Origin of the sequence: Pseudonocardia sp. EV170527-09 (assembly GCF_008369905.1) — a bacterium.
Classification (GTDB): Bacteria; Actinomycetota; Actinomycetes; order Mycobacteriales; family Pseudonocardiaceae; genus Pseudonocardia.
This window is the reverse complement of the sequence record NZ_VRMC01000060.1, coordinates 16915-37099: the sequence shown is the minus strand read 5'-3', so window position 1 is coordinate 37099 and position 20185 is coordinate 16915. Positions and strand designations below refer to the sequence as shown.

Below are 20185 nucleotides of genomic sequence, written 5' to 3'. Positions count from 1 at the left end.
GGACCCTGGCCGACGGCTGGGCCTACGCCCGACTCTATGAGTCGACCCGCCAACGCAACGACGCCCTACCCGGCTGGCTGCACTTCTACAATCACCACCGCGCTCACTCCGCCATCGGCGGCCAGCCACCAGTCACCAGGCTGACCAACCTCCCTGGACATCACACCTAGGACGTTCCCGACGACGGGGACGGATCATCCCGCCGCCGGGCCCCCGGGACCGCCGTGGAATCGTGGTGAGGTGCTCGCCGGGACCGCACTGCTCCCGCTCGGGTCGGCCGTCACCGTCACCGCCGTCGCGGGCGCGGCCGTGCTCGCCCTCGTCCTGCTCGTGCGCCGGTGGGGCCGGTGGCGACCCGCGGTGCGGGCCGTCGCCCTGCCGGCCGTGGTCGCACTCGTCGTGCTCGCCGTCGCGGTCGCGACGAACGCCTGGTTCGGCTTCTACCCGACGCCCGCCTCGCTGGCCGCCGGACCGGACCGCGGCGGCCTGCCCGCGCCGCCCGCCCCGCCGGTGACCGGCCCCGGCCGGGACACCGTGCTGACCGTCGACGGCGTCGAGGTGCCCGTGCACCTCCCGCCCGGCTACGACGACCACCTCGCCCACCCCGTCCTGGTGTGGACCGGGCCCCGTGACGGGTCGGCCGCGGTCGACGCCGCCGTCGACGCCGCGGTCACCGCGGGACGGATGCCGGCCGTGGTGGTGCTGTGGACCGACCGGGTGCCGGCGGCCCGGCTGCGTGCCGCCGCGGTCGCGGCCGGTGCCCCGGTGCTGCGGACCGACCGGGCCGCGTGGGCCCTCGCCGGCCCGCCCGACGCGCCGGGGTGCCCGCTGGGCCGGGCGCTCGCCGAGCGTGCCGAGGTCGCAACGGCGGCCGGACCTCCCGGCGGCGACGGCTGCCCGGACCCCGCGTCCGGTTCGCCCGATCCGTTGGACCTGGTCGTCGTGCGCACCGCGGCGACACAGGACGATCCGGTGCCGGGCGCGCCGCCGCCGGGCCCGGCGCTAGCGTCGGGGTCGGTGACCGCGGCGCCAGGGACCCCGGCGGCCGACGTCGTCGCCGCGGAGCTGGACGCGCTCGGCGCCCGGCTGCCGGGTCCGGTGGCCCGCTCGGACGCCGCCGGTGGATCGCCATCGGGGACGGAAGCGACAGGAGGAACGCGTGACGGGCTCTGAGGGCTCCGGTCCGCCCGGCGACACCAGGGACGAGCACGGGGCCGTCCGCTCCACTCGCGGAGCCGCCCCGACGCCGGACCCGGAGGCCCGCAGACGACGGCTGTCCGAGGCCGCCGTCGTGCGCGCCGTGGTGTGGGCGGCACGGATCGTCGGTGCGCTGACCGTCGTCGCGGCGGTGCTTCCCGCGCCGCGGCGCATCCTCGGCAGCGAGCTGCGCAGCACGCTGGGACTGCCCGCGGGGCTGGGGCTGGCGTCGCTGGTCGTGACCGCACTCGCCGGGGTCGGCCTGCTGCTGCTGGCCACCGGACTGCGCCGGCGCAAGCAGCGCGCGTGGTGGGTGGCGACCGCGACGACGACGTTCCTCGTCGTGGTCAACCTGCTGCACGTGCTGGACCAGCGGCGCGGCATCGGGCCCGCGGTGCTCGTCGTCGCGCTGCTGGCGGCGCTGATCGCCACGCGCCGCTACTTCGTCGCCCGGCAGGACCCGGGCGGGCTGGGCCGGTCGGCCCGGTCGCTGCTGCAGTTCGGGCTGTCCGGCTTCCTCATCGTCTGGGTGCTGCTCGCGCTCAACCCGCACCGGCTCGTCGGCGACCCGTCGATCGCCGCGCAGGCCGCGCACGCGGCGCTGTCGCTGATCGGGGTGACCGGCCCGGTCGAGTTCGAGCAGCGCGCCGTGTGGCTCGACGACCTGACCTCGGCGATCGGGCTGACCTTCGGGGTGGTGGCGCTCGTCGTCGCCGGGTATCACCTGCTGCGCTCACCGGAGCCGCGCCCGTCGCTCGCCCCCGAGGACGAGGAGCGTCTGCGCGCCCTGCTCGACCAGCGCGACGGCGACTCGCTGGGCTACTTCGCCCTGCGCCGTGACAAGGCCGCGGTGTTCGCCCACGGTGGGAAGTCCGCGGTGTCCTACCGGGTGCTGGCCGGGGTCGCGCTGGCCTCGGGCGACCCCGTCGGCGACGTCGGCGCGTGGCCCGGCGCCATCGAGGCCTTCCTCGACATCTGCACCCGGTACGGCTGGTCGCCCGCGGTGCTGGGCTGTTCCGAGCGCGGCGCGACCGCCTGGGCCAAGGCCGGTCTCGACGCCCTGGAGCTGGGCGACGAGGCGGTGCTGGAGACGGCGACGTTCAGCCTCGACGGGCGCCCCATGCGCGGGGTCCGCCAGACCGTCAACCGGATGCAGCGCAGCGGGCACACCGTCGAGGTGACGCGGCTGCGCGACGTCGACGAGGCCGAGCGGACGCGGATCGCCGAGCGCGCGCACCGCTGGCGCGGCGCGGAGGGCGAGCGCGGCTTCTCGATGGCGTCCTCGCGGGTCGCGGACCCCTCCGACCCGGACGCGGTGATTGTCACCGCGTTCCGCGACGGCGAGCCGACCGGGATGCTGCAGCTGGTCCCCTGGGGCCGCGACGGGCTCTCGCTGGACCTCATGATCCGCTCCGCCGACGCCGACAACGGCGTCAACGAGCTGATGATCGCCGAGCTGATGGCGGCCGCGAAGGACCACGGTGTGAAGCGGGTGTCGCTGAACTTCGCGATGTTCCGCTCCGCCCTGGAGCGCGGCGAGCGGATCGGTGCCGGACCGATCGCCCGCGGCTGGGCCCGGGTGCTGCGGATCGCCTCGCGCTGGTGGCAGATCGACTCGCTCTACCGGTTCAACGCGAAGTTCCGTCCCACCTGGTACCCGCGCTACGTGCTGTTCCCCGCCGTCCGCGACCTGCCGCGGGTGCTGTTCGTCGTGCTCGAGGCCGAGGGCTTCGGCGGCCGTCCGCCGGCGCTGCTGCGGCTGCTGCGCCGGTGAGCCGGGACCACGTGGGGACGGTGTCGTGATCCACGCCTCCGAGCTGCGCCTCGACGTCGTCGCCGCGGCGGTGGTGCCGGCCGTCACGGCGGTACTGGCGCTCGCCCTCACCGGAGGGTTGTGGCACCGGCTGCGCCGGGTCGCGCGGACGCTGCTCGTGATCGTCTCGGCCGTGGCCGTGTTCGCGGCCGCCGGGGCCGGGGCGAACCTGCTCGGCGGCTTCTTCCCCACCGTCGGCTCGCTGATCGGGTCCTCTCCCGACCCGGGCGAGGGGTCGGTCGCCGACATCGGCCCGGACGGTGCCGGCCTCGACGCGGCGATGCCGCTGGTCGCCGCCCGGTCCGCGCAGGGGCTGGGCTCCACGCTGCACATGACCCTGCACGGGGACGCGTCCGGCATCGACCGCGACGCCGACGTCTACCTCCCGCCCGGCTACACCGAGCACCCGCAGGCCCGCTTCCCGGTCGTCGAGTGGCTGCCCGGGTTCCCCGGCGAGCCCCGCGAGGTCGCCGCACTGTTCCGGGTCCCCGAGGTCCTCGACGCCGCGATCGCCGCGCACCGCATCCCGCCGGTCGTGCTGGTGATCCCCGACATCAACGGCGAACCCCGGTTCGGCCACGACCAGGAGTGCGTCGACGCCCAGCACGGCGCAGCCGACGACACCTACCTGACCACCGACCTCGTCGGCTGGACGACCCGACACCTGCGGGTGCGCACCGACCGCGGCGCCTGGGCGCTGGCCGGCTGGTCCTCGGGTGGCTACTGCGCGATGAACCTGGCGCTGCGCCACCCGCGCACCTACGCGCTCGCGGTCAGCCAGAGCGGCTACGACCGCACTCCCGACGACGTCGTCACCGGGGAGCTGTTCGCCGGCCGGCCCGACCTGGCCGCCGCGAACGACGTCGTCGCGCTGCTGGGCGAGCGGCCCGCACCACTGGCGATGCTGGTCACCGCGGGTTCCGACGAGCCCGAGGAGCGGGCGGCGGCGGACCGGATCCGGGCCGCCGCGGCGCCGCCGGTGACCGTCGACACCCGGGTGTACCCGGGCGGCGGACACAACCAGAACGCCGTCCGCGCCCAGCTGCCGGACCTGGTGGACTGGCTGGGTGCGCACCTGCTGGGGCCGCTCGCCCCGCCCGCGACGCCGGCGGGTGTCACGATCGACGACGGGCCCGGTGTGCCGCAGCGCGTGCTGCCGGTGCCCGACCCCTAGGAAGGAGACACGCGTGGTCTGGGAGGGAGTCGGCACCCTGCTGCTGGTCGGTGGGCTGCTCGCCGGGGTGGTGTGGATCGTGATCGCGGCCGGCGTCGGGGAGATCCCGGCGGTGCTGCACGGCCTGGCGCTGTGGTTGCTGGTGCCGCTGGCGTGGCTGGGGTCGCTCGGGGTCGTGCTGGCCGGCGGCTCGGTCGGGGTCGGCTGGGCGGTGCTGCTGGGGCTGCTCGTCGCCACCGGGATCGCCTGCGGGGCGGCGCGGATGCTGGCGGGTCGACGGAGCTGACCACCCACCGGTCAGAATGACGAGGTGGACTTCCGCTCCGTCTACCGCCACCGCTTCCTGCGCACCGCCGCGGCGACCCTGCACACCACGATGGCCGACCCGGCCGCGAACGTCGCCGCCGTGCTGGAGACCGCGCGGACCTGCGCCGACGACGGCGTCGGGCTGGTGGTGTTCCCCGAGCTGACGCTCTCGGGCTACTCCATCGAGGACGTCCTGATGCAGGACACCCTGCTGGACACCGTCGAGACCGAGCTGGCCTCGCTCGTCGCGGCGACGGCGGACCTGCTGCCGGTCCTCGTGGTGGGGGCACCGCTGCGGTACCGCCACCGCCTCTACAACTGCGCCGTCGTGATCCACCGGGGCCGGATCCTCGGCGTCGCCCCCAAGTCCTACCTGCCGACCTACCGCGAGTTCTACGAGCGCCGCCAGACCGCCGCCGGCGACGACGTCCGCGGTGCGACCATCCGGCTGGGCGGCGCGTCCGGTGTCGACGTGCCGTTCGGCACGGACCTGCTCTTCGCCGCCGAGGACCTGCCCGGCCTGGTGCTGCACGCCGAGATCTGCGAGGACTACTGGGTGCCGATCCCGCCGTCGTCGGAGGCGGCACTGGCCGGGGCGACGGTGCTGGCGAACCTGTCCGGCTCGCCGATCACCGTCGGCCGGGCCGACACCCGGCACCTGCTGTCGCGCTCGGCGTCGGCGCGCTGCCTGGCCGCCTACGTCTACGCCGCCGCGGGCGAGGGCGAGTCCACCACGGACGTCTCCTGGGACGGCCAGACCATGATCTACGAGAACGGCGTGCTCCTCGCGGAGTCCGGACGCTTCCCGCAGGGGGCGCGGCACGCCGTCGCCGACGTCGACCTCGACCTGATCGCCGCCGAGCGGCGCCGCCAGGGCACGTTCGACGACAACCGCCGCACCCACGCCGCCCGCACCGACGCCTTCCGCACCATCGGGTTCCGGCTCGACCCGCCCGGCCACGACATCGGGCTGCGCCGCACCGTGGAGCGCTTCCCGTTCGTGCCCGCCGACCCGGCGCGGCTGGAGCAGGACTGCTTCGAGGCGTACTCGATCCAGGTCGCCGGGCTGGAGCAGCGGCTGCGTGCGATCGGCCAGCCGAAGGTCGTGATCGGCGTGTCCGGCGGGCTCGACTCCACGCACGCGCTGATCGTCGCGGCCCGGGCGTTGGACCGGCTCGGGCGCCCGCGCACCGACATCCTGGCCTTCACCATGCCCGGCTTCGCGACCTCGGACCACACCCGCAGCAACGCCGTCGCGCTGTCCCAGGCCCTCGGGGTCACCTTCGACACGATCGACATCACCGGCACCGCCCGGACGATGCTGTTGGAGATCGACCATCCCTTCGGTCGTGGCGAGCCGGTCTACGACGTCACGTTCGAGAACGTCCAGGCCGGGCTGCGCACCGACTACCTGTTCCGGCTGGCGAACCAGCGCGGCGGGATCGTGCTCGGCACCGGGGACCTGTCGGAGATCGCGCTCGGCTGGTCCACCTACGGCGTCGGCGACCAGATGTCGCACTACAACGTCAACGGCGGCGTCCCGAAGACGCTGATGCAGCACCTCATCCGCTGGGTGATCTCCTCCGAGCAGTTCCCGGCCGAGGTCTCCACCGTGCTGCAGTCGGTGCTCGACACCGAGATCACCCCGGAGCTGGTGCCGTCGGACGGGACCACCGAGGTGCAGTCCAGCCAGGCCACCGTCGGGCCGTACGCGCTGCAGGACTTCACGCTCTGGTACACGCTGCGCCACGGCTACCGGCCGTCGAAGATCGCGTTCCTGGCCGGGCACGCCTGGTCCGACGCGACCGCGGGCGCCTGGCCGCCCGGCTTCCCCGACGACGAGCGGCCCGAGTACTCGCCGGCGGAGATCCGCCGGTGGCTGCAGGTGTTCGCCCGGCGCTTCTTCCAGTTCGCCCAGTTCAAGCGCTCGGCGCTGCCGAACGGCCCCAAGGTGTCCGCCGGGGGTGCGCTGTCGCCCCGCGGTGACTGGCGGGCGCCCTCGGACCTGTCGGCGACGATCTGGCTGGACGAGATCGAGCGGGAGGTCCCGGAGGGCTAGGCGGCGATCCGGTCCCGCTCGGCGAGCTCGGCGGCCACCTTCTCCCGGTGCGCGCCCCTGGCCCGGGCGTGCGCCGGGCTGCGGCGCAGCACCAGGTAGGCGACGGCGAGCACGGCGAACCAGATCGGCGTCACCAGCAGGGCGACCAGGGTGTCGTCCTGCTGGGTCAGCGCCCACAGCACGAACACGAAGAACGCCAACACCGCGACGACCATCGGCACCCCACCCGGCATCGGGAAGGTCGACGCCGCGTGGCGCTGCGGGCGGCGCCTGCGGTGCTCCAGGTAGCTCACCAGGATCATCGTCCACACGAACACGAAGCAGACCGACGAGATCGTCGTGACGACGGTGAACGCCCCCACCACGGACTGCCCCGAGTACAGCAGCGCCACCCCCACCAGCAGGAACGCGCACGAGAACGCGAGCGCGTTCACCGGGACCCGGCGCGCGGACAGCCGGGCGAACCGCGGGGGCGCGGCGCCGTCACCGGCGAGGCCGTAGACCATCCTCGACGTCGACTAGATGCCGGAGTTGGCGCTGGACAGGGCGCTGGTGAGCACCACGAAGTTGACGACGCCTGCCGCCGCGGCGAGCCCGGCGAGGCCGAACATCGCGACGAACGGGCTCTCGTCGGCAGCGATCCGGCTCCACGGGGTGACCGCGCAGATGACGACGAGGGCGCCGACGTAGAACAGCAGGATCCGCACCGGGATCGTGTTGATCGCCCGCGGCAGCGTGCGCTCCGGGTCACGCGCCTCGGCGGCGGTGGTGCCGACGAGCTCGACCCCGACGAAGGCGAACACGGCGATCTGGAAGCCGGCCACGAAGCCTGTTGCACCGGTCGGGAAGAAGCCGCCGTCGTTCCAGAGGTTGGCGAACGCCGCGGTCGTGCCGTCCGGGGCGCGGAACCCGCCGAAGACCATCGCCAGCCCGACGACGACGAGCGCGAGGATCGCAACGATCTTGACCAGGGCGAACCAGAACTCGGCCTCGCCGAAGGCGCGCACCGTCGGCAGGTTCAGCGCGAAGAGCACCAGGATGCAGGCCAGCGCGGGAATCCAGAGCGGGACGTCGGCCCACCAGTAGGCGACGTAGCCGGAGATCGCGACGACGTCGGCGATGCCGGTGACCACCCAGCAGAACCAGTAGGTCCAGCCGGTGAAGAACCCGGCCCACGGGCCGAGCAGGTCAGCGGCGACGTCGCTGAAGGACTTGTAGCGCAGGTCCGACAGCAGCACCTCGCCCATCGCGCGCAGCACGAAGAACAGGAAGAAGCCGATGATCGCGTAGACCAGGATCACCGACGGCCCCGCGAGCGAGATCGTCTTGCCCGCCCCCAGGAACAACCCGGTGCCGATCGCGCCGCCGATGGCGATGAGCTGGATGTGGCGGTGGGCGAGGTCCCGGCGGAGCGGCGACCCGGCCGTCGCGTCGTCGTGCATCGTGCTGTCCCCCTTGCGCTCCCGAACCGTTCGGAGGCGCCCGACCGTATCGGTGCGCAATGCGGACGTCCCAACGTGACGGGTACGGACGGGGGCGGTCCACTGGTCTGGACGCCGTGACGACGAGTGCTCCGAGTGCGCGTCCGGCGCAGCGGTGGTGCGTGTCGTCGTGCCGTCGGCACCGAATACCGATCGGTGGCACGGTTCACCGAGCGGACAGGGCTCCACTGTGCCGACGGGACGGCGTCAGACCCGGCGACCGGGCGACCGAGCCGGTCCGCCCCGTCCGCCGGCACCCGGTGCGAACAGCGGATACGGACGGTCCTGAGTGGATCGCCGGTCCGCGGTGGGCGGGGCCCCGGCCCGCCGGGGACGGGTGAACCCGACCACTACTGTCGCTCGCATTCGACCTGGAGGTGAGTCGTGGCACTCGCGAACATCCTGTCCGAGATGCCGGATCTGCTGGAGCGGACCCTGGCGGAACACACCCCCGACACGCAGGGCTTCTGCCGTGAGTGCCGGGACGCGACGGGGGTCAGTGCCACCTGGCCCTGCGTGACCCGCGAGCTGGCCGAGCAGGCCCGCTCGATGTCCTCCCCCGGCACCGGAACCAGCACCGGCCCCGGACCCGGCGCCGTCGACGAGCGGGCGGTCGAGGGCACCGTGGCCGGGCGTCGCCGGGCCAGGGACCTCTCGTCCTCGGCCGGCGCCCCGGCCCCGCTCGGCAACGGCCGGCACCGTTCGATCTAGGCCCCTCCGGCGCCCCGGACACCGCGTCCGGGGCGCCGTCGTCGTCAGGAGAGCCGGGCGGGCGCGTCCGGGCGGTGCGTCTCGCGGATGAACAGCACCGCGACCAGCGAGATTACCGCGACGACGACCATGTAGGCCGCGACCGCCATCGACGTCCCGTAGCCCTGCTGCAGCGCGGCGGCGATCAGCGGTGCGAACCCGCCGCCCAGCACCGCACCGACGGCGTAGGAGAAGGACGCGCCGCTGTAGCGGAAGCGGGCCTCGAACATCTCCGCGAACAACGCGGACTGCGGGCCGTAGGACAGCCCCAGCCCCACCGTGAGGACGACGACCGCGACGACCATCGCGGCGAACCCGGTGGTGTCGAGCAGCAGGAAGAACGGCACCGGCCACACCACGAGCAGCACCGAGCCCGCCAGGTAGGCAAGCTTGCGGCCGACCCGGTCCGACCAGACTGCGCCGGCGACGATGCTGACCAGCCAGCTCAGCGAGCCGATGATCACGACGACGATCATGGTGTTCCGCGGGACCTCCAGCACCTGGGTGCCGTAGGAGAGCAGGTAGGCCAGGAAGATGTAGCCGATCGCGTTGTTGGCGACGAAGCTGACCGAGGCCAGCACCAGCTCGCGCGGACGCTGCCGGAACACCTCCAGGATCGGGGCCCGGCTGCGGCCGCGCTGGGTCCGCAGCAGCGCGAACACCGGGCTCTCCTCGACCCGCATCCGGATCACGAGCCCGACGACGACCAGCAGGATCGACAGCAGGAACGGGATCCGCCAGCCCCACGCGGCGAACTGCTCGGCGGTGGTCAGGTTGGACACGACGAGGAACACCAGCTGGGCCAGGATCAGCCCGGCGGGCACCCCGATCTGCGGGAACGAGCCGTAGCGCCCGCGCCGGCCGGGCGGGGCGTGCTCGACCGCCATGAGCGCGGCCCCGCCCCACTCACCGCCCGCCGAGAGACCCTGCAGCAGGCGCAGCACGACGAGCAGCACCGGCGCCGCGACGCCGATCTGGCCGTAGGTGGGCAGCAGGCCGACCCCGACGGTGGCCACGCCCATCAGCAGCAGCGAGAGGACCAGCATCCTCTTGCGGCCGAGACGGTCACCGAAGTGCCCCCACACGATGCCGCCGAGCGGACGTGCCACCAGGCCGACGCCGAGGGTCGCGAACGCGGCCAGGGTGCCCGAGGCCGCGGACATCGTGCTGAAGAACTGGCTGTTGAACACCAGGGCCGCGGCCGTGGCGTAGATGAAGAAGTCGTACCACTCGATCGTCGTGCCGATCGCGCTCGTCGCGGCGACCCGGCGCACCTGCGCGGGCGCGGAGCCGGTCGTGTCGGCGGCACTCGTCGGGCCCGTGCCGGGCGCGGCCTGCTGCTCGGTCATGCGTCCTCCCCTGACCCGGGACGGCGGTGTCCCGGACGCGCTACTTTTGCACCGAACGTCCGGTCGGGTAAAGACGTCCGGTGCATCCGGTGCGTGCCACTCGCCGCACGGCCGGGTGCGGTCGCCGCCACGAACGGACCGTGAAGATCGGACATCGCGGGACATTCGCTACCGTCCGGTCACTGAACACGCGGTCCGGTATCCCCCGACGGGCCGGGATCCCCCGATCCCGACGCTCCCCCCGCAGCCCGGCCGGTCCGCGTGCCGGAGGAGAGACCGTGCCGCCGCACCAGGAAGTGCCCCGACACCGACATCGGACGCAGGCCGGGCCACGGCCCGGCCTGCGTCACGTCGCCACCGCGGCCGCCGTCGCGAGCGGCACGCTCGCCGTCGTCACGCCCGTGACCGGGCTCGACCTCGGGCCGACCCGGGCCGACCTGCGCCTGGCCGCGCAGGAGGTGTCCGACGGCGCCGACCCCGGCGCGCCGTTCGCCGAGGCCGCGGCCGCCGCGCGGGACACCCCGGTCCTCGGCGCCGAGATCGTCCGCGACGCGGGCCTGCTCGACCCGGCCGCCGACGCGAGCCTCGCCGCCGCGCGCAAGGCCCTGGGTCTGGCCCAGGAGGCCGCCGAACGGGCCAGGGCCGCTGCGGAGCTCGCCGCGCGCGGGCTGAACGACCCGTCGTGCGGGCTCGACCTCGGCGACCTGGGCCGGGTGAAGGGGTGGGTCTCCGACGCCGCGGAGTTCCTCGGCTGCGCCTACGGCGAGACCGACCTGATCGGCGTCGCGCAGCGGGCGAACGCCTCCGACCATCCCACCGGGCACGCGCTGGACATCATGGTGCGCGGGCAGAAGGGCGACCGCATCGCCGACTGTGCGCTGGCCAACGCCGACGAGCTCGGCGTGAAGTACGTCATCTGGGAGCAGCGCATGAACGACGGCTCCGGGTGGTCGACGATGGAGGACCGCGGCGACGACACCGCGAACCACTACGACCACGTGCACATCTCGTTCGACGAGCGCGCCGGGTCCGGCGAGCCGGACCTCGGCCGCTGCGCCTGACCCGCGCCACCCGGTCCGCGCGGAGCACGGACCGGGTGGCGCGGGGTGTCAGACGCCGATCTTCGCCGGACGTCCGCCCTTCAGGTGCCGGATCGCGGCGACGGCCGGGCGCGGCTGCGCGGCGCCGCCGTCGGGCCAGTGCGAGGCGGGCTGCTCCGGGGAGGCCCCGTCGAGGTCGCCCGGGTGCTGCACCGACACGAGCACGAAGTTCTCGGTGACGACCGGGCCGCAGCACTCCGAGCCGACCGGGACGCTGGCGAACAGCCGGGTCGAGCCGCGCTGCGGCCCCTCCAGCACGACGCCGTAGAGGCCGTCGTTGATCTTCAGCGCCTGGGTGGAGTCGGTCGAGACCCACAGGTTGCCGTAGGGGTCGAACGCCACGTTGTCCGGCGAGGTGATCGGGCTGACCTGGGACTTGTCGAACCCGCCGAAGTAGGTCGACGGGTCGTCGGGGTCCCCGCAGACCAGCAGGATGTTCCAGGCGAACGTCGTCGCCGCCGGATCGTCGCGCGTCTCGGTCAGCTCGATGACGTGGCCGTGCTTGTTGGCGTTGCGCGGGTTCGCCTCGTCCGGACCGGCCTTGGCGCCCGCCTTGCCGCGGTCGGAGTTGTTGGTGCAGGCGATGTAGACCTTCCCGGTGCGCGGGTTGGGCTCCACGTCCTCCGGACGGTCCATCTTCGTCGCGCCGACCTTGTCCGCGGCGAGCCGGGTGAACACGAAGACGTCGGCGACGCTCATGCCGTCCACGTAGGACTTCGTGGTCGACGCCAGCGGCTTCCACTGCCCGGAGCCGTCGAAGCGGCCGTCACGCGGGAGGGCCCCGGTGCCGGTGATCTCCGCGGCCGGGCTGTCCCCGGTGAAGGTCGCGACATAGAGCGTGCCCGAGGACAGCAGGGTGGCGTTGTGCTCGCGGGCGGCCCGGCTGTGGCCGCGGCGCATCCGCTTGTCCGACACGAACTTGTAGACGTAGTCGAAGCGCTCGTCGTCGCCCATGTAGACGACGGGGCGGCCGTCGCGGGTGAGCGCGACGGTGGCGCCCTCGTGCTTGAAGCGGCCGAGCGCGGTGTGCTTGACCGGCTTCGAGCGCGGGTCGTGCGGGTCGATCTCGACGATGTAGCCGAACCGGTTGGCCTCGTTCGGCTCCTGCGCGAGGTCCCAGCGCGGGTCGACGCGCTCCCACTTGCGCGACAAGCTGCCCTCGGAGATCCCGTAGCGCTTCGCGCGCTCGTCGGTGACCGGGCCGGAGGCGAAGTAGCCGTCGAAGTTCTCCTCGCCGGACAGGAAGGTGCCCCACGGGGTGGTGCCGCCGGCGCAGTTGCCGATCATGCCCTTGACGCTGCGTCCGGTCGGGTCGGCCTTGGTGCGCAGCACCTCGGCACCGGCGGCCGGGCCGTCGAGCACCATCTCGGTGTCGGCGGTGATCCGCCGGTTGAGCTTCCCGTTGCGGTCGTAGCGCAGCTCGCCGGTGCGCAGGTCGCGGGTCACCTCGACGACGCCGCCGCCGTGCGCGGCCATCCCGATCCGGATCTGCTCGGGGGTGGGGGCGTCCTCGTCGTACCCGCGGAACATCAGCGGCTCGAGGGTGTACTCGTGGTTGGAGAACATGACGTAGCGGCGACCCGGGCCGTCGATCGGCAGGATGCCGCAGAAGTCGTTGTTGTAGCCGAACTGGCGGGCCTGCGCCGCGGCGGTCTGCTTCTCGAAGTCGAACTCCGGCGCGTCCGGGAACATCGGGTCGCCCCAGCGGATCACGACGTTGCTCGCGTAGTCGGTCGGCACGCGGATCGCGTCGTCGAGGTTCGGCGCGACGGTCTCGTACTGCAGACCGCGCGGGGGCCGGGCCTGCTGCGGCGCGGCCACGTCGGCACCGAGCGGATGGGCCGGCGCGGCCGGGGCGGGCTCCGCCGCGGAGGCCGTGCCGGCCAGCGCCACACCGGCCCCGGCGCCCAGGCCGATCACCGCACCGGCGCGGAGCATCCCGCGCCGGTCGAGCACGGCCTGCATGACGTCACCGAAGTAGGCGTTCGACGACGGGTTGGGCTCGGGCCGGGAGCAGGCGTCGCCGCACCGGTAGCGACAGGTGAGTCCCTGGCGGTCGTGCCGCATGCGGTCGAGGAGCGGGAGGGCACGGCGGGGGCCGGCCTGGGGGGCGTCGCCGGGGCAGGTGTGAGCCACGGTCGTCCTCCTGGGGTCGTGGTGGGATGGCGCGGTCCGGTCCGGTCCGTTCGGAACCGTCCCTTTCCTCCGCATCCCAACACCCCCGTTCTCCCGTGGGGTGAGGAGAAGGTGGCCGCCGGGTGAACGCATCCCCGGATGGGATGACGTCGACCACGCGACGCGACCGGCGCGGCCACCTGATGGGTGACGGCGCCGGTCGTGGCACGCCGTGCAGCAGGGGCACGGACCGGGGCGGGTACGTGTCCTCCGCCCCGGCCCGGCGGGATCAGACGATGCCCTGGCGGGCGGCGGTGTAGACGATCTCGGTGCGGCGCCGGACCTCGAGCTTGTCGCGCAGGTTCCGCACGTGGAACTTCACGGTGGCCTCGGAGATCCGCAGCCGGGTCCCGATCTCGCGGTTGGACAGGCCGACGGCGAGCAGCCGCAGCACCTGGTTCTCGCGATCGGTCAGCAGCGAGGTCTTGCAGAGGTCCGGCGCGGGCGACGGCGCCGGTTCGGTGTCCCGCAGCACCTGCAGCGGGCCGGCGCTCGCGGTGCCCGGGTCGAAGACGCCCTCGCCACGCAGGACCGTGCGCAGCGCCCGCACGATCTCGGCGGTGTCGGCACCCTTGCGCAGGTAGCCGTGCACACCCAGACGCACGGTGCGCATCATCGCGTCGCGGTCACGGCAGCCGGTCAGGACGAGGATCTTCACCCCGCGGCAGCGCTCCATCAGCGCACGCACCAGGTCGAGGCCGGGCCGCTCGTCGCGGGCGAACTCGATGTCGACGACGATCACGTCGGGGCGGGTCCGCTCGGCGGCCATCAGGGCGTCGCGCGGGGAGGCGGCCTCGCCGGCCGGGGCCAGGTCGGGCTCGGCGGTCAGCAGTGCCCGCAGCCCGTGCCGGACGATCGGCTCGGAGTCGACGACGAGTACCCGGGCCGCGCGACGGATCACATCCACGCCGTCGGCCCCGCGGCCGGCACGCAGATCGGTGGCCTCACGAACGGCTTCGAGCGTCATCGCTGTCCTCCGGTGGGTCTGTTGCGTCATCGCCGGGCACCACCCGGCGTCCCGATGCGGCAAACCGTAAGGAGCGCCACGTTGCCCCCACGTTGCGCGCACGCCGGCGACGTCGCATCCCGCGTCCGGTCGTGTGGAGGTCGGGCCCCCGAACAGCGGGTATGCTCGCCACCCCGGGGACGAACGCCCGGGACGGATCGACCCGCGCCGGCGCGGGGCATCACGTGGGAGCAGGGCACCGGGTGTGCCCCGGCCGTGGCGGGAGGCGACGTGAGCGGAGCCGAGGGCGGCACCTCCCCCGACGAGCTGGTGGCCGACGCGAACCGCCTGCGGCGCATCTACGACGACGGGCTCGGCTCCGGCGGCTCGGCCGGCGCACCGCGACCGGTCGTGTCCGACTCCTGGCAGCGGAGCCTGGCCGCGCACGTCGACCCGGAGGGCAGGCTCCCCCCGCTCGTCTACCTCGCCGACGAGCTGAAGGAGGTCCGGACCGGCCACCCGCTGCACGCGGTGATGCCGCTGCTCCGCTCCACGCTCGTGAGCATCGCCGACGAGGCGATGCACGTGATGCTCGTGACCGACGCCGACGGCACCGTCCTGTGGCGCGACGGCGCACACGGCCTGCTGCGCTCCGCCGACGACGTCGGGCTCGTCGAGGGCACCCGCTGGGCCGAGGAGACCATCGGCACCAACGCGATGGGGACCGCGCTGGCCGTCGACCAGCCGGTCCGGATCCACTCCGCCGAGCACCTCGTCCGGACCTACCACGACTGGACCTGCGTCGCGGCCCCCGTGCACGACCCGGACACCGGCGACACCATCGGGGCCATCGACATCTCCGGGCCGCTGCACACCGTGCACCCCGCGCTGGTGCAGCTGGTGACGGCGACCGCGCACCTCGCGGAGAACCAGCTGCGGGTGCGGCTGGCGATCGCCGACGAGCGGCTGCGGGTCAAGAACATGCCCCACCTGACGGCGTTGCGCGGCTCCGAGGGCGCCCTGCTGTCCTCGAGCGGCCGGGTCATCGCCAGCGAGCCCTACGGCCTGTTCCCCGAGCGGATCCGGCTCGACGACGGCGTCGACCGGGTGCAGCTCGGCGACGGCCGGGAGATGGCCGTCGAGAAGCTGGCCGAGGGCTACCTGCTGGTGCCGCCGTCGCGACGGCGCGGGCGTGTGGTCGCGACGGTGCCGCCCGACACGGCACGCCCGCTGGAGCTGCGCTTCACCGGCGGGGGCGGACCGCGCGTCACCCTCGACGGCGAGGAGTTCGCGGCCACCCTGCGCCCGGCCGAGATCCTCACGGCGCTGGCGCTGCACCCCGACGGGCTCTCCGGCGAGCAGCTGACCCTGATGCTCTACGGCGAGGACGGCAACCCGACCACCCTGCGCGGCGAGATCCACCGGCTGCGGTCGTCGCTGGGCGCGGAGCTGCTGCTCACCCGGCCGTACCGGCTCGCGACCGGGCCCCAGGCCGACTTCCTGCAGGTCCGGGACGCGCTGCGGGACGGCCGGGTGTCCGAGGCGCTCGACTCCTGCCACGGCGAGCTGCTGCCCCGTTCCGACGCGCCCGCCGTGCGCGAGCTGCGTGACGAGCTCCTGGTCGGACTGCGGCACGCGGTGCTCGCCTCGGACGACGTCGCGCTCCTGCACCGCTTCGTCGTGCACCCGCTGGGGACCGACGACCTGGAGGCGCACGAGCTGCTGCTGGACCTGCTCGACCGGGACGACCCGCGCCGCGCCGCCGTCGCCGCGCGGGCCGAGCACCTGCGGGACTGACCCGGCCCGGTCGCCCGGCCGACCCGGGTCAGGTCCGTGCGGCCAGCGGGCTGTCCGGCTCCGGCTCCAGCTCCCCCGCACGCCACAGGGCCGCGTACCGACCGCCCGCGCGGACCAGCTCGTCGTGGGTGCCCTCCTCGGCGATCCGGCCGCCGGACAGCACCACGATCCGGTCCGACCGCCGGGCGGTCTGCAGCCGGTGGGCGACGACGAACGCGGTCCGCCGCGACGCCACCCGCTCCCCCGCCGCCAGCACGGTGGCCTCGGTGGCCGGGTCCAGCGCTGCGGTGGCCTCGTCGAAGATCAACACGTCCGGGTCGACCAGCTCGGCCCTCGCCAGCGCGACGAGCTGCCGCTGTCCCGCCGACAGTCCCTGCCCCCGCTCACCGACCGGGGTGTGGAACCCCTGGGGCAGCGACCGCACCAGGCCCAGCGCCCCGACCGCGCGGGCCGCGGCCTCGATCCGCTCCGGCGGGGCGTCCGGGCGGCCGTAGGCGATGTTGGAGGCGACGTCTCCGGTGAACAGGTGCGCCTCCTGCGGGACCACCCCGAGCCGGGACCGGTACCCGGCCAGCGGGAAGCGGCGCACGTCGACGCCGTCGACGCGGACCTGGCCCTCGCCGGTGTCGTAGAACCGGGCGATCAGCTTGATCAGCGTCGACTTCCCGGCGCCGGTCGCGCCCACCAGCGCGACGGTCTCACCCGCGCCGACGCGCAGCGACACGTCGTCGAGGGCGGGGGCGTCGACCCCCGGGTAGCGGAACGTCACGCGGTCGAGCTCGACCTCGCCGCGCAACCGCGACGGCACCGGCACCGGCACCGGCCGCTGCGGCTCGTCCGGGACCGAGGTGGGGGTGCGCAGCAGCTCCGAGATCCGGTTCAGGCCGACCCGGGCCTGCTGGTAGCCGTCGAACACCTGCGACAGCTGCTGCACCGGGCCGAAGAACAGGGTCAGGTACAGCAGGAACGCGGTGAGCACACCCGGGGTGATGTCCCCGCCGACGATCCGGGTGCCGCCGACGAACAGCACCACCGCCGTGGCGATGTCGGACAGCAGCCCCACGAACGGGAAGTAGGTGGCGATGTAGCGCTGCGCGCGCAGCCGCGACCGGCGGTAGGCGTCGGACCGCTCGCCGAAGCGGTCGTAGCTCAGCTCCTCGCGGACGTAGGCCTGCGCGATGCGGACCCCGGACACGTTCTCCTGCAGGTCGGCGTTGACCACGCTGACCCGCTCGCGGGCCTCGGCGTAGGCGCGGGAGGAGAACCGGCGGAACACCACGGTGCCGACCGCGAGCAGCGGCAGCAGCCAGCCCAGCGCGTACAGCGCGAGCTCCGGGTCGGTGAGCACCAGGGCGGTCGCGACCCCGCCGATCGTCAGGAGGCTGGCGACGGCCTGCGCCAGCCCGGTCTGCAGGAACGTGGACAGCGCGTCCACGTCGGTGGTCATCCGGGTCATGATCCGGCCGGACAGCTCCCGCTCGTAGAAGTCGAGGCCGAGCCGCTGCAGGTGCGCGTAGCTGCGCAGCCGCAGCAGGTAGAGCAGGCTCTCCCCAGCCCGGGCGGTGACCAGCGTCTGGAACCCGACGACCACCGCGTCCAGCACGACGATCAGCAGCCCGGCCAGCGCCGCCAGCAGCAGGACCCGGGTGGCGCCGTCGGCGATGCCGTCGTCGACGGCGATCCGGGCGATGCTCGGCAGGGCCAGGGTCGCCAGCGCGTCCGCGGTCATCAGCGCGACGCCGAGCACCAGCAGCCAGCGCACCGGCCGCAGCAGCGAGGACAGCCGGAACGCGGGGTCGGGGGCCGTCGGGTCGTCGTCGCGCAGCCGGGGCGTCTCGGTCGCCGGGGGCAGCTTCGCGACGGACTCGAGCAGCTCGGGGGTCGCACTGATCCCGCCCGCCCAGCCGGCCGCGCCGCCTCCGCCGTCGCGGGTCAGGGCCCGGTCCGGGTCCTGCTCGATGCTGACCCGCGGCCACAGCTCCGGGGTGACGGCCGGGCCGGTTGCGACGGCTGCCGGCACCGGGTCACCGGAGGCCGCCCCGCCGGTGTCGTCCCCGAGCTCGTCGCCGACCGGGACGACGGTGGTCGCGCGGGGGCCGCCGCCCAGCTCGTCGGCGGGGCCGGTGGCCAGCAGCTCCCGGAACAGCGCGCACCGGCTGCGCAGCTCGTCCTCGGTGCCGGTGTCGACCACCCGCCCCTTGTCCAGCACCGCGATCCGGTCGGCCAGCGCCAGGGTGGAACGCCGGTGCGCGACCAGCAGCGTGGTCCGCTCGGCGGTCAGCTCGTGCAGGGTCTCGTGGATCGCGGCCTCGGTGGCGGTGTCGACCGCGGAGGTCGCGTCGTCGAGCACGAGCACCCGCGGCCGGGTGAGCATCGCCCGGGCCAGTGCGATCCGCTGTCGCTGGCCACCGGACAGGGTCAGGCCGCGCTCGCCGACCTCGGTGTCGTAGCCGTCGGGCAGGTCCTCGACGAACGACGCGACCTGCGCCGCCTCGGCGGCGGCGCGGATCTCGTCCTCGTCGGCGTCGGGGCGGCCGTAGGCGATGTTGTTGCGGATGGTGTCGGAGAACAGGAACGCCTCCTCGAACACCACCCCCAGTTCGGCGCGCAGGTCGTGCAGCCGCAGGTCGCGCAGGTCCACCCCGCCGATCGCGAGACGCCCGGCCTGCGGGTCGTAGAACCGGGGCAGCAGCAGCGCCACCGTCGACTTGCCCGAGCCGGGCGGGCCGACCAGGGCGAGGGTCTCACCGGGCTCGACGCGCAGGGAGAGCCCGTCCAGGACCGGGTCGGGGGCGGCGTGGCCGTCCGGGCCGGACCCCGCGGGCTCGTATCCGAACCGGACGTCCTCCAGCTCGACGGTCAGGGGGCCCTCGGGGAGCGAGGCCGGACGTTCCGGGTCCACGATCCCCGGTGCGGAGTCGACGATCTCGAAGACGCGCTCGGCCCCGGCCCGGGTCAGCTGCGCGGTGACCACGAGCGCGCCGATCAGCCGGGCGGGCCCGACGAGCATGCCGACGTAGGTGGTGAACGCCAGGAACGTGCCGAGGTCGATCGTGCCCCGGGCCGCCATCCAGCCACCGATGCCGATCACCGCGACCTGCCCCAGCCCGGGCAGCGCCAGCAGCATCGGGTTGAGCCGCGCGGTCAGCCCGGCGGCCCGCAGCCGCTCGCCGTAGAGCCGGCGGGCCCGGCCCTCCAGCGTGGCGGTCTCGCGGGCCTCCTGCCCGAAGCCCTTCACCACGCGCACGCCGGTGACGGTCTCCTCGACCTGCTGGGCGATCTCGGCGGCCCGCTGCTGCGCGGACCAGGTGGCCGGGAACAGCCTGCGCCGGATGCTGTTGGTGGCCAGGAACGCCAGCGGCAGCAGGACCAGCGCGACCACCGTGAGCAGCGGAGACAGGTACAGCATCGCGACGACCGCGACGACCACCAGCACGACGGTGCCCGCCGACAGCGGCACCATCGACAGGAAGCCCTGCACCAGCTGCAGGTCGGAGATGGCCCGCGAGGCGACCTGGCCGGTGCGCAGCCGGTCCTGGCGGACCCCGTCCATCCGCTGCACCGCGCCGAACACCGCACGCCGCAGGTCGTGCTGCACGTTCAGCGCCATCTTGCCGCCGAGGTAGCGACGCACGAACGCGCCGACGAACTTCAGCACGCCCAGCACCAGGAGCCCACCGACGACCGGCGCGAGCACGCCGGTGTCCCCGCCGATCGCGCCGTTCACGCCCTCGCGGATCAGCAGCGGGCCGATCGCCTCCAACCCGACACCGAGCATGGACGCGACCAGCGCACCGACCGTGACGCGGCGGTGCCGCATGCAGGCCGTGGCCAGTCTGCGGATCCAGCCGGGGCCTGCGGAGGGGTGGGGAGAGGGCACGTCGCCAGGCTATGCCCGACCCCCGACAACCGGCCCGTCGACGCCGCCCGACGCGGGCGCCGCCCACCACGGACCGTCGCTCCGCTGTCGATCGGGACAGGAGCGCTGCCGGGAGGTGCACGGACGACACTCGGGTACTGATCGACGGTACTGATCGA

General features: G+C 74.1%; 13 protein-coding genes and 1 pseudogene. 9 read left to right on the top strand and 5 right to left on the bottom strand.

Going from position 1 to position 20185, the window contains the following annotated elements; translation table 11 throughout:
* The 6 genes from FVA95_RS18550 to FVA95_RS18525 form a co-directional block, all read left to right on the top strand.
* Positions 1–170 (top strand): integrase core domain-containing protein (locus FVA95_RS18550; RefSeq protein WP_149662779.1); only part of this gene is annotated, 170 nt, incomplete at its 5' end.
* Between the two features lie 70 nt (positions 171–240).
* The gene (locus FVA95_RS18545) at positions 241–1173 is read left to right on the top strand and encodes a hypothetical protein (RefSeq protein WP_149665316.1); all 933 of its coding nucleotides are present in this window, start codon (positions 241–243) and stop codon (positions 1171–1173) included.
* Positions 1160–2971 carry a GNAT family N-acetyltransferase gene (locus FVA95_RS18540; RefSeq protein ID WP_149665315.1) on the top strand — a complete coding sequence of 604 codons (1812 nt, stop codon included), beginning with the start codon at positions 1160–1162 and terminating at the stop codon, positions 2969–2971. The genes FVA95_RS18545 and FVA95_RS18540 overlap by 14 nt, the downstream gene beginning before the upstream one ends.
* Before the next feature lie 25 nt (positions 2972–2996).
* Positions 2997–4184, top strand: coding sequence for an esterase family protein (locus FVA95_RS18535; RefSeq protein ID WP_149665314.1), 1188 nt, complete (start codon positions 2997–2999; stop codon positions 4182–4184).
* Positions 4185–4197: 13 nt separating this feature from the next.
* Entirely contained in the window at positions 4198–4470 is a 273-nt protein-coding gene (locus FVA95_RS18530; protein ID WP_149665313.1) for a hypothetical protein, read from the top strand.
* A 24-nt stretch (positions 4471–4494) separates the two neighbouring features.
* The gene (locus FVA95_RS18525) at positions 4495–6549 is read left to right on the top strand and encodes an NAD(+) synthase (protein ID WP_149665312.1); all 2055 of its coding nucleotides are present in this window, start codon (positions 4495–4497) and stop codon (positions 6547–6549) included.
* Here FVA95_RS18525 and FVA95_RS18520 read toward each other — a convergent pair.
* Positions 6546–7991: pseudogene (locus FVA95_RS18520) on the bottom strand (amino acid permease). The gene FVA95_RS18525 and the pseudogene FVA95_RS18520 overlap by 4 nt on opposite strands.
* 423 nt (positions 7992–8414) lie before the next feature.
* Here FVA95_RS18520 and FVA95_RS33720 point away from each other — a divergent pair.
* Complete coding sequence (locus FVA95_RS33720; protein ID WP_149665311.1) at positions 8415–8741, top strand: hypothetical protein; 327 nt, start codon at positions 8415–8417, stop codon at positions 8739–8741.
* A gap of 44 nt (positions 8742–8785) precedes the next feature.
* Here the strand turns inward: FVA95_RS33720 and FVA95_RS18510 are convergent, their stop codons facing one another.
* Positions 8786–10129, bottom strand: a complete 1344-nt coding sequence (locus FVA95_RS18510) for an MFS transporter (protein WP_240051581.1) — start codon at positions 10127–10129, stop codon at positions 8786–8788.
* Between the two features lie 278 nt (positions 10130–10407).
* Between FVA95_RS18510 and FVA95_RS33045 the strand changes: the two genes are divergently transcribed.
* The gene (locus FVA95_RS33045; RefSeq protein ID WP_240051580.1) at positions 10408–11190 is read left to right on the top strand and encodes a hypothetical protein; all 783 of its coding nucleotides are present in this window, start codon (positions 10408–10410) and stop codon (positions 11188–11190) included.
* Between the two features lie 48 nt (positions 11191–11238).
* Here the strand turns inward: FVA95_RS33045 and FVA95_RS18500 are convergent, their stop codons facing one another.
* On the bottom strand, positions 11239–13296 hold the full coding sequence (locus tag FVA95_RS18500; RefSeq protein WP_149665321.1) for a PhoX family phosphatase: 2058 nt from the start codon (positions 13294–13296) through the stop codon (positions 11239–11241).
* Between the two features lie 337 nt (positions 13297–13633).
* Positions 13634–14371 carry a response regulator transcription factor gene (locus FVA95_RS18495; protein WP_149665310.1) on the bottom strand — a complete coding sequence of 246 codons (738 nt, stop codon included), beginning with the start codon at positions 14369–14371 and terminating at the stop codon, positions 13634–13636.
* Positions 14372–14641: 270 nt separating this feature from the next.
* Between FVA95_RS18495 and FVA95_RS18490 the strand changes: the two genes are divergently transcribed.
* On the top strand, positions 14642–16147 hold the full coding sequence (locus FVA95_RS18490) for a helix-turn-helix domain-containing protein (RefSeq protein ID WP_149665309.1): 1506 nt from the start codon (positions 14642–14644) through the stop codon (positions 16145–16147).
* A 28-nt stretch (positions 16148–16175) separates the two neighbouring features.
* Here FVA95_RS18490 and FVA95_RS18485 read toward each other — a convergent pair whose 3' ends face one another.
* Positions 16176–19967: an ABC transporter ATP-binding protein gene (locus FVA95_RS18485; RefSeq protein WP_149665320.1), complete on the bottom strand. Its 3792-nt coding sequence runs from the start codon at positions 19965–19967 to the stop codon at positions 16176–16178.
* Positions 19968–20185 lie beyond the last annotated feature (218 nt).

Excerpts from the sequence above, each read along its gene's own strand:
- FVA95_RS18500 (WP_149665321.1), bottom strand. The coding sequence starts at position 13,296 with ATGCGGCACGACCGCCAGGGACTCACCTGTCGCTACCGGTGCGGCGAC.
- FVA95_RS18485 (WP_149665320.1), bottom strand. The coding sequence starts at position 19,967 with ATGCGGCACCGCCGCGTCACGGTCGGTGCGCTGGTCGCGTCCATGCTC.
- FVA95_RS18510 (WP_240051581.1), bottom strand. The coding sequence starts at position 10,129 with ATGACCGAGCAGCAGGCCGCGCCCGGCACGGGCCCGACGAGTGCCGCC.
- FVA95_RS18495 (WP_149665310.1), bottom strand. The coding sequence starts at position 14,371 with ATGACGCTCGAAGCCGTTCGTGAGGCCACCGATCTGCGTGCCGGCCGC.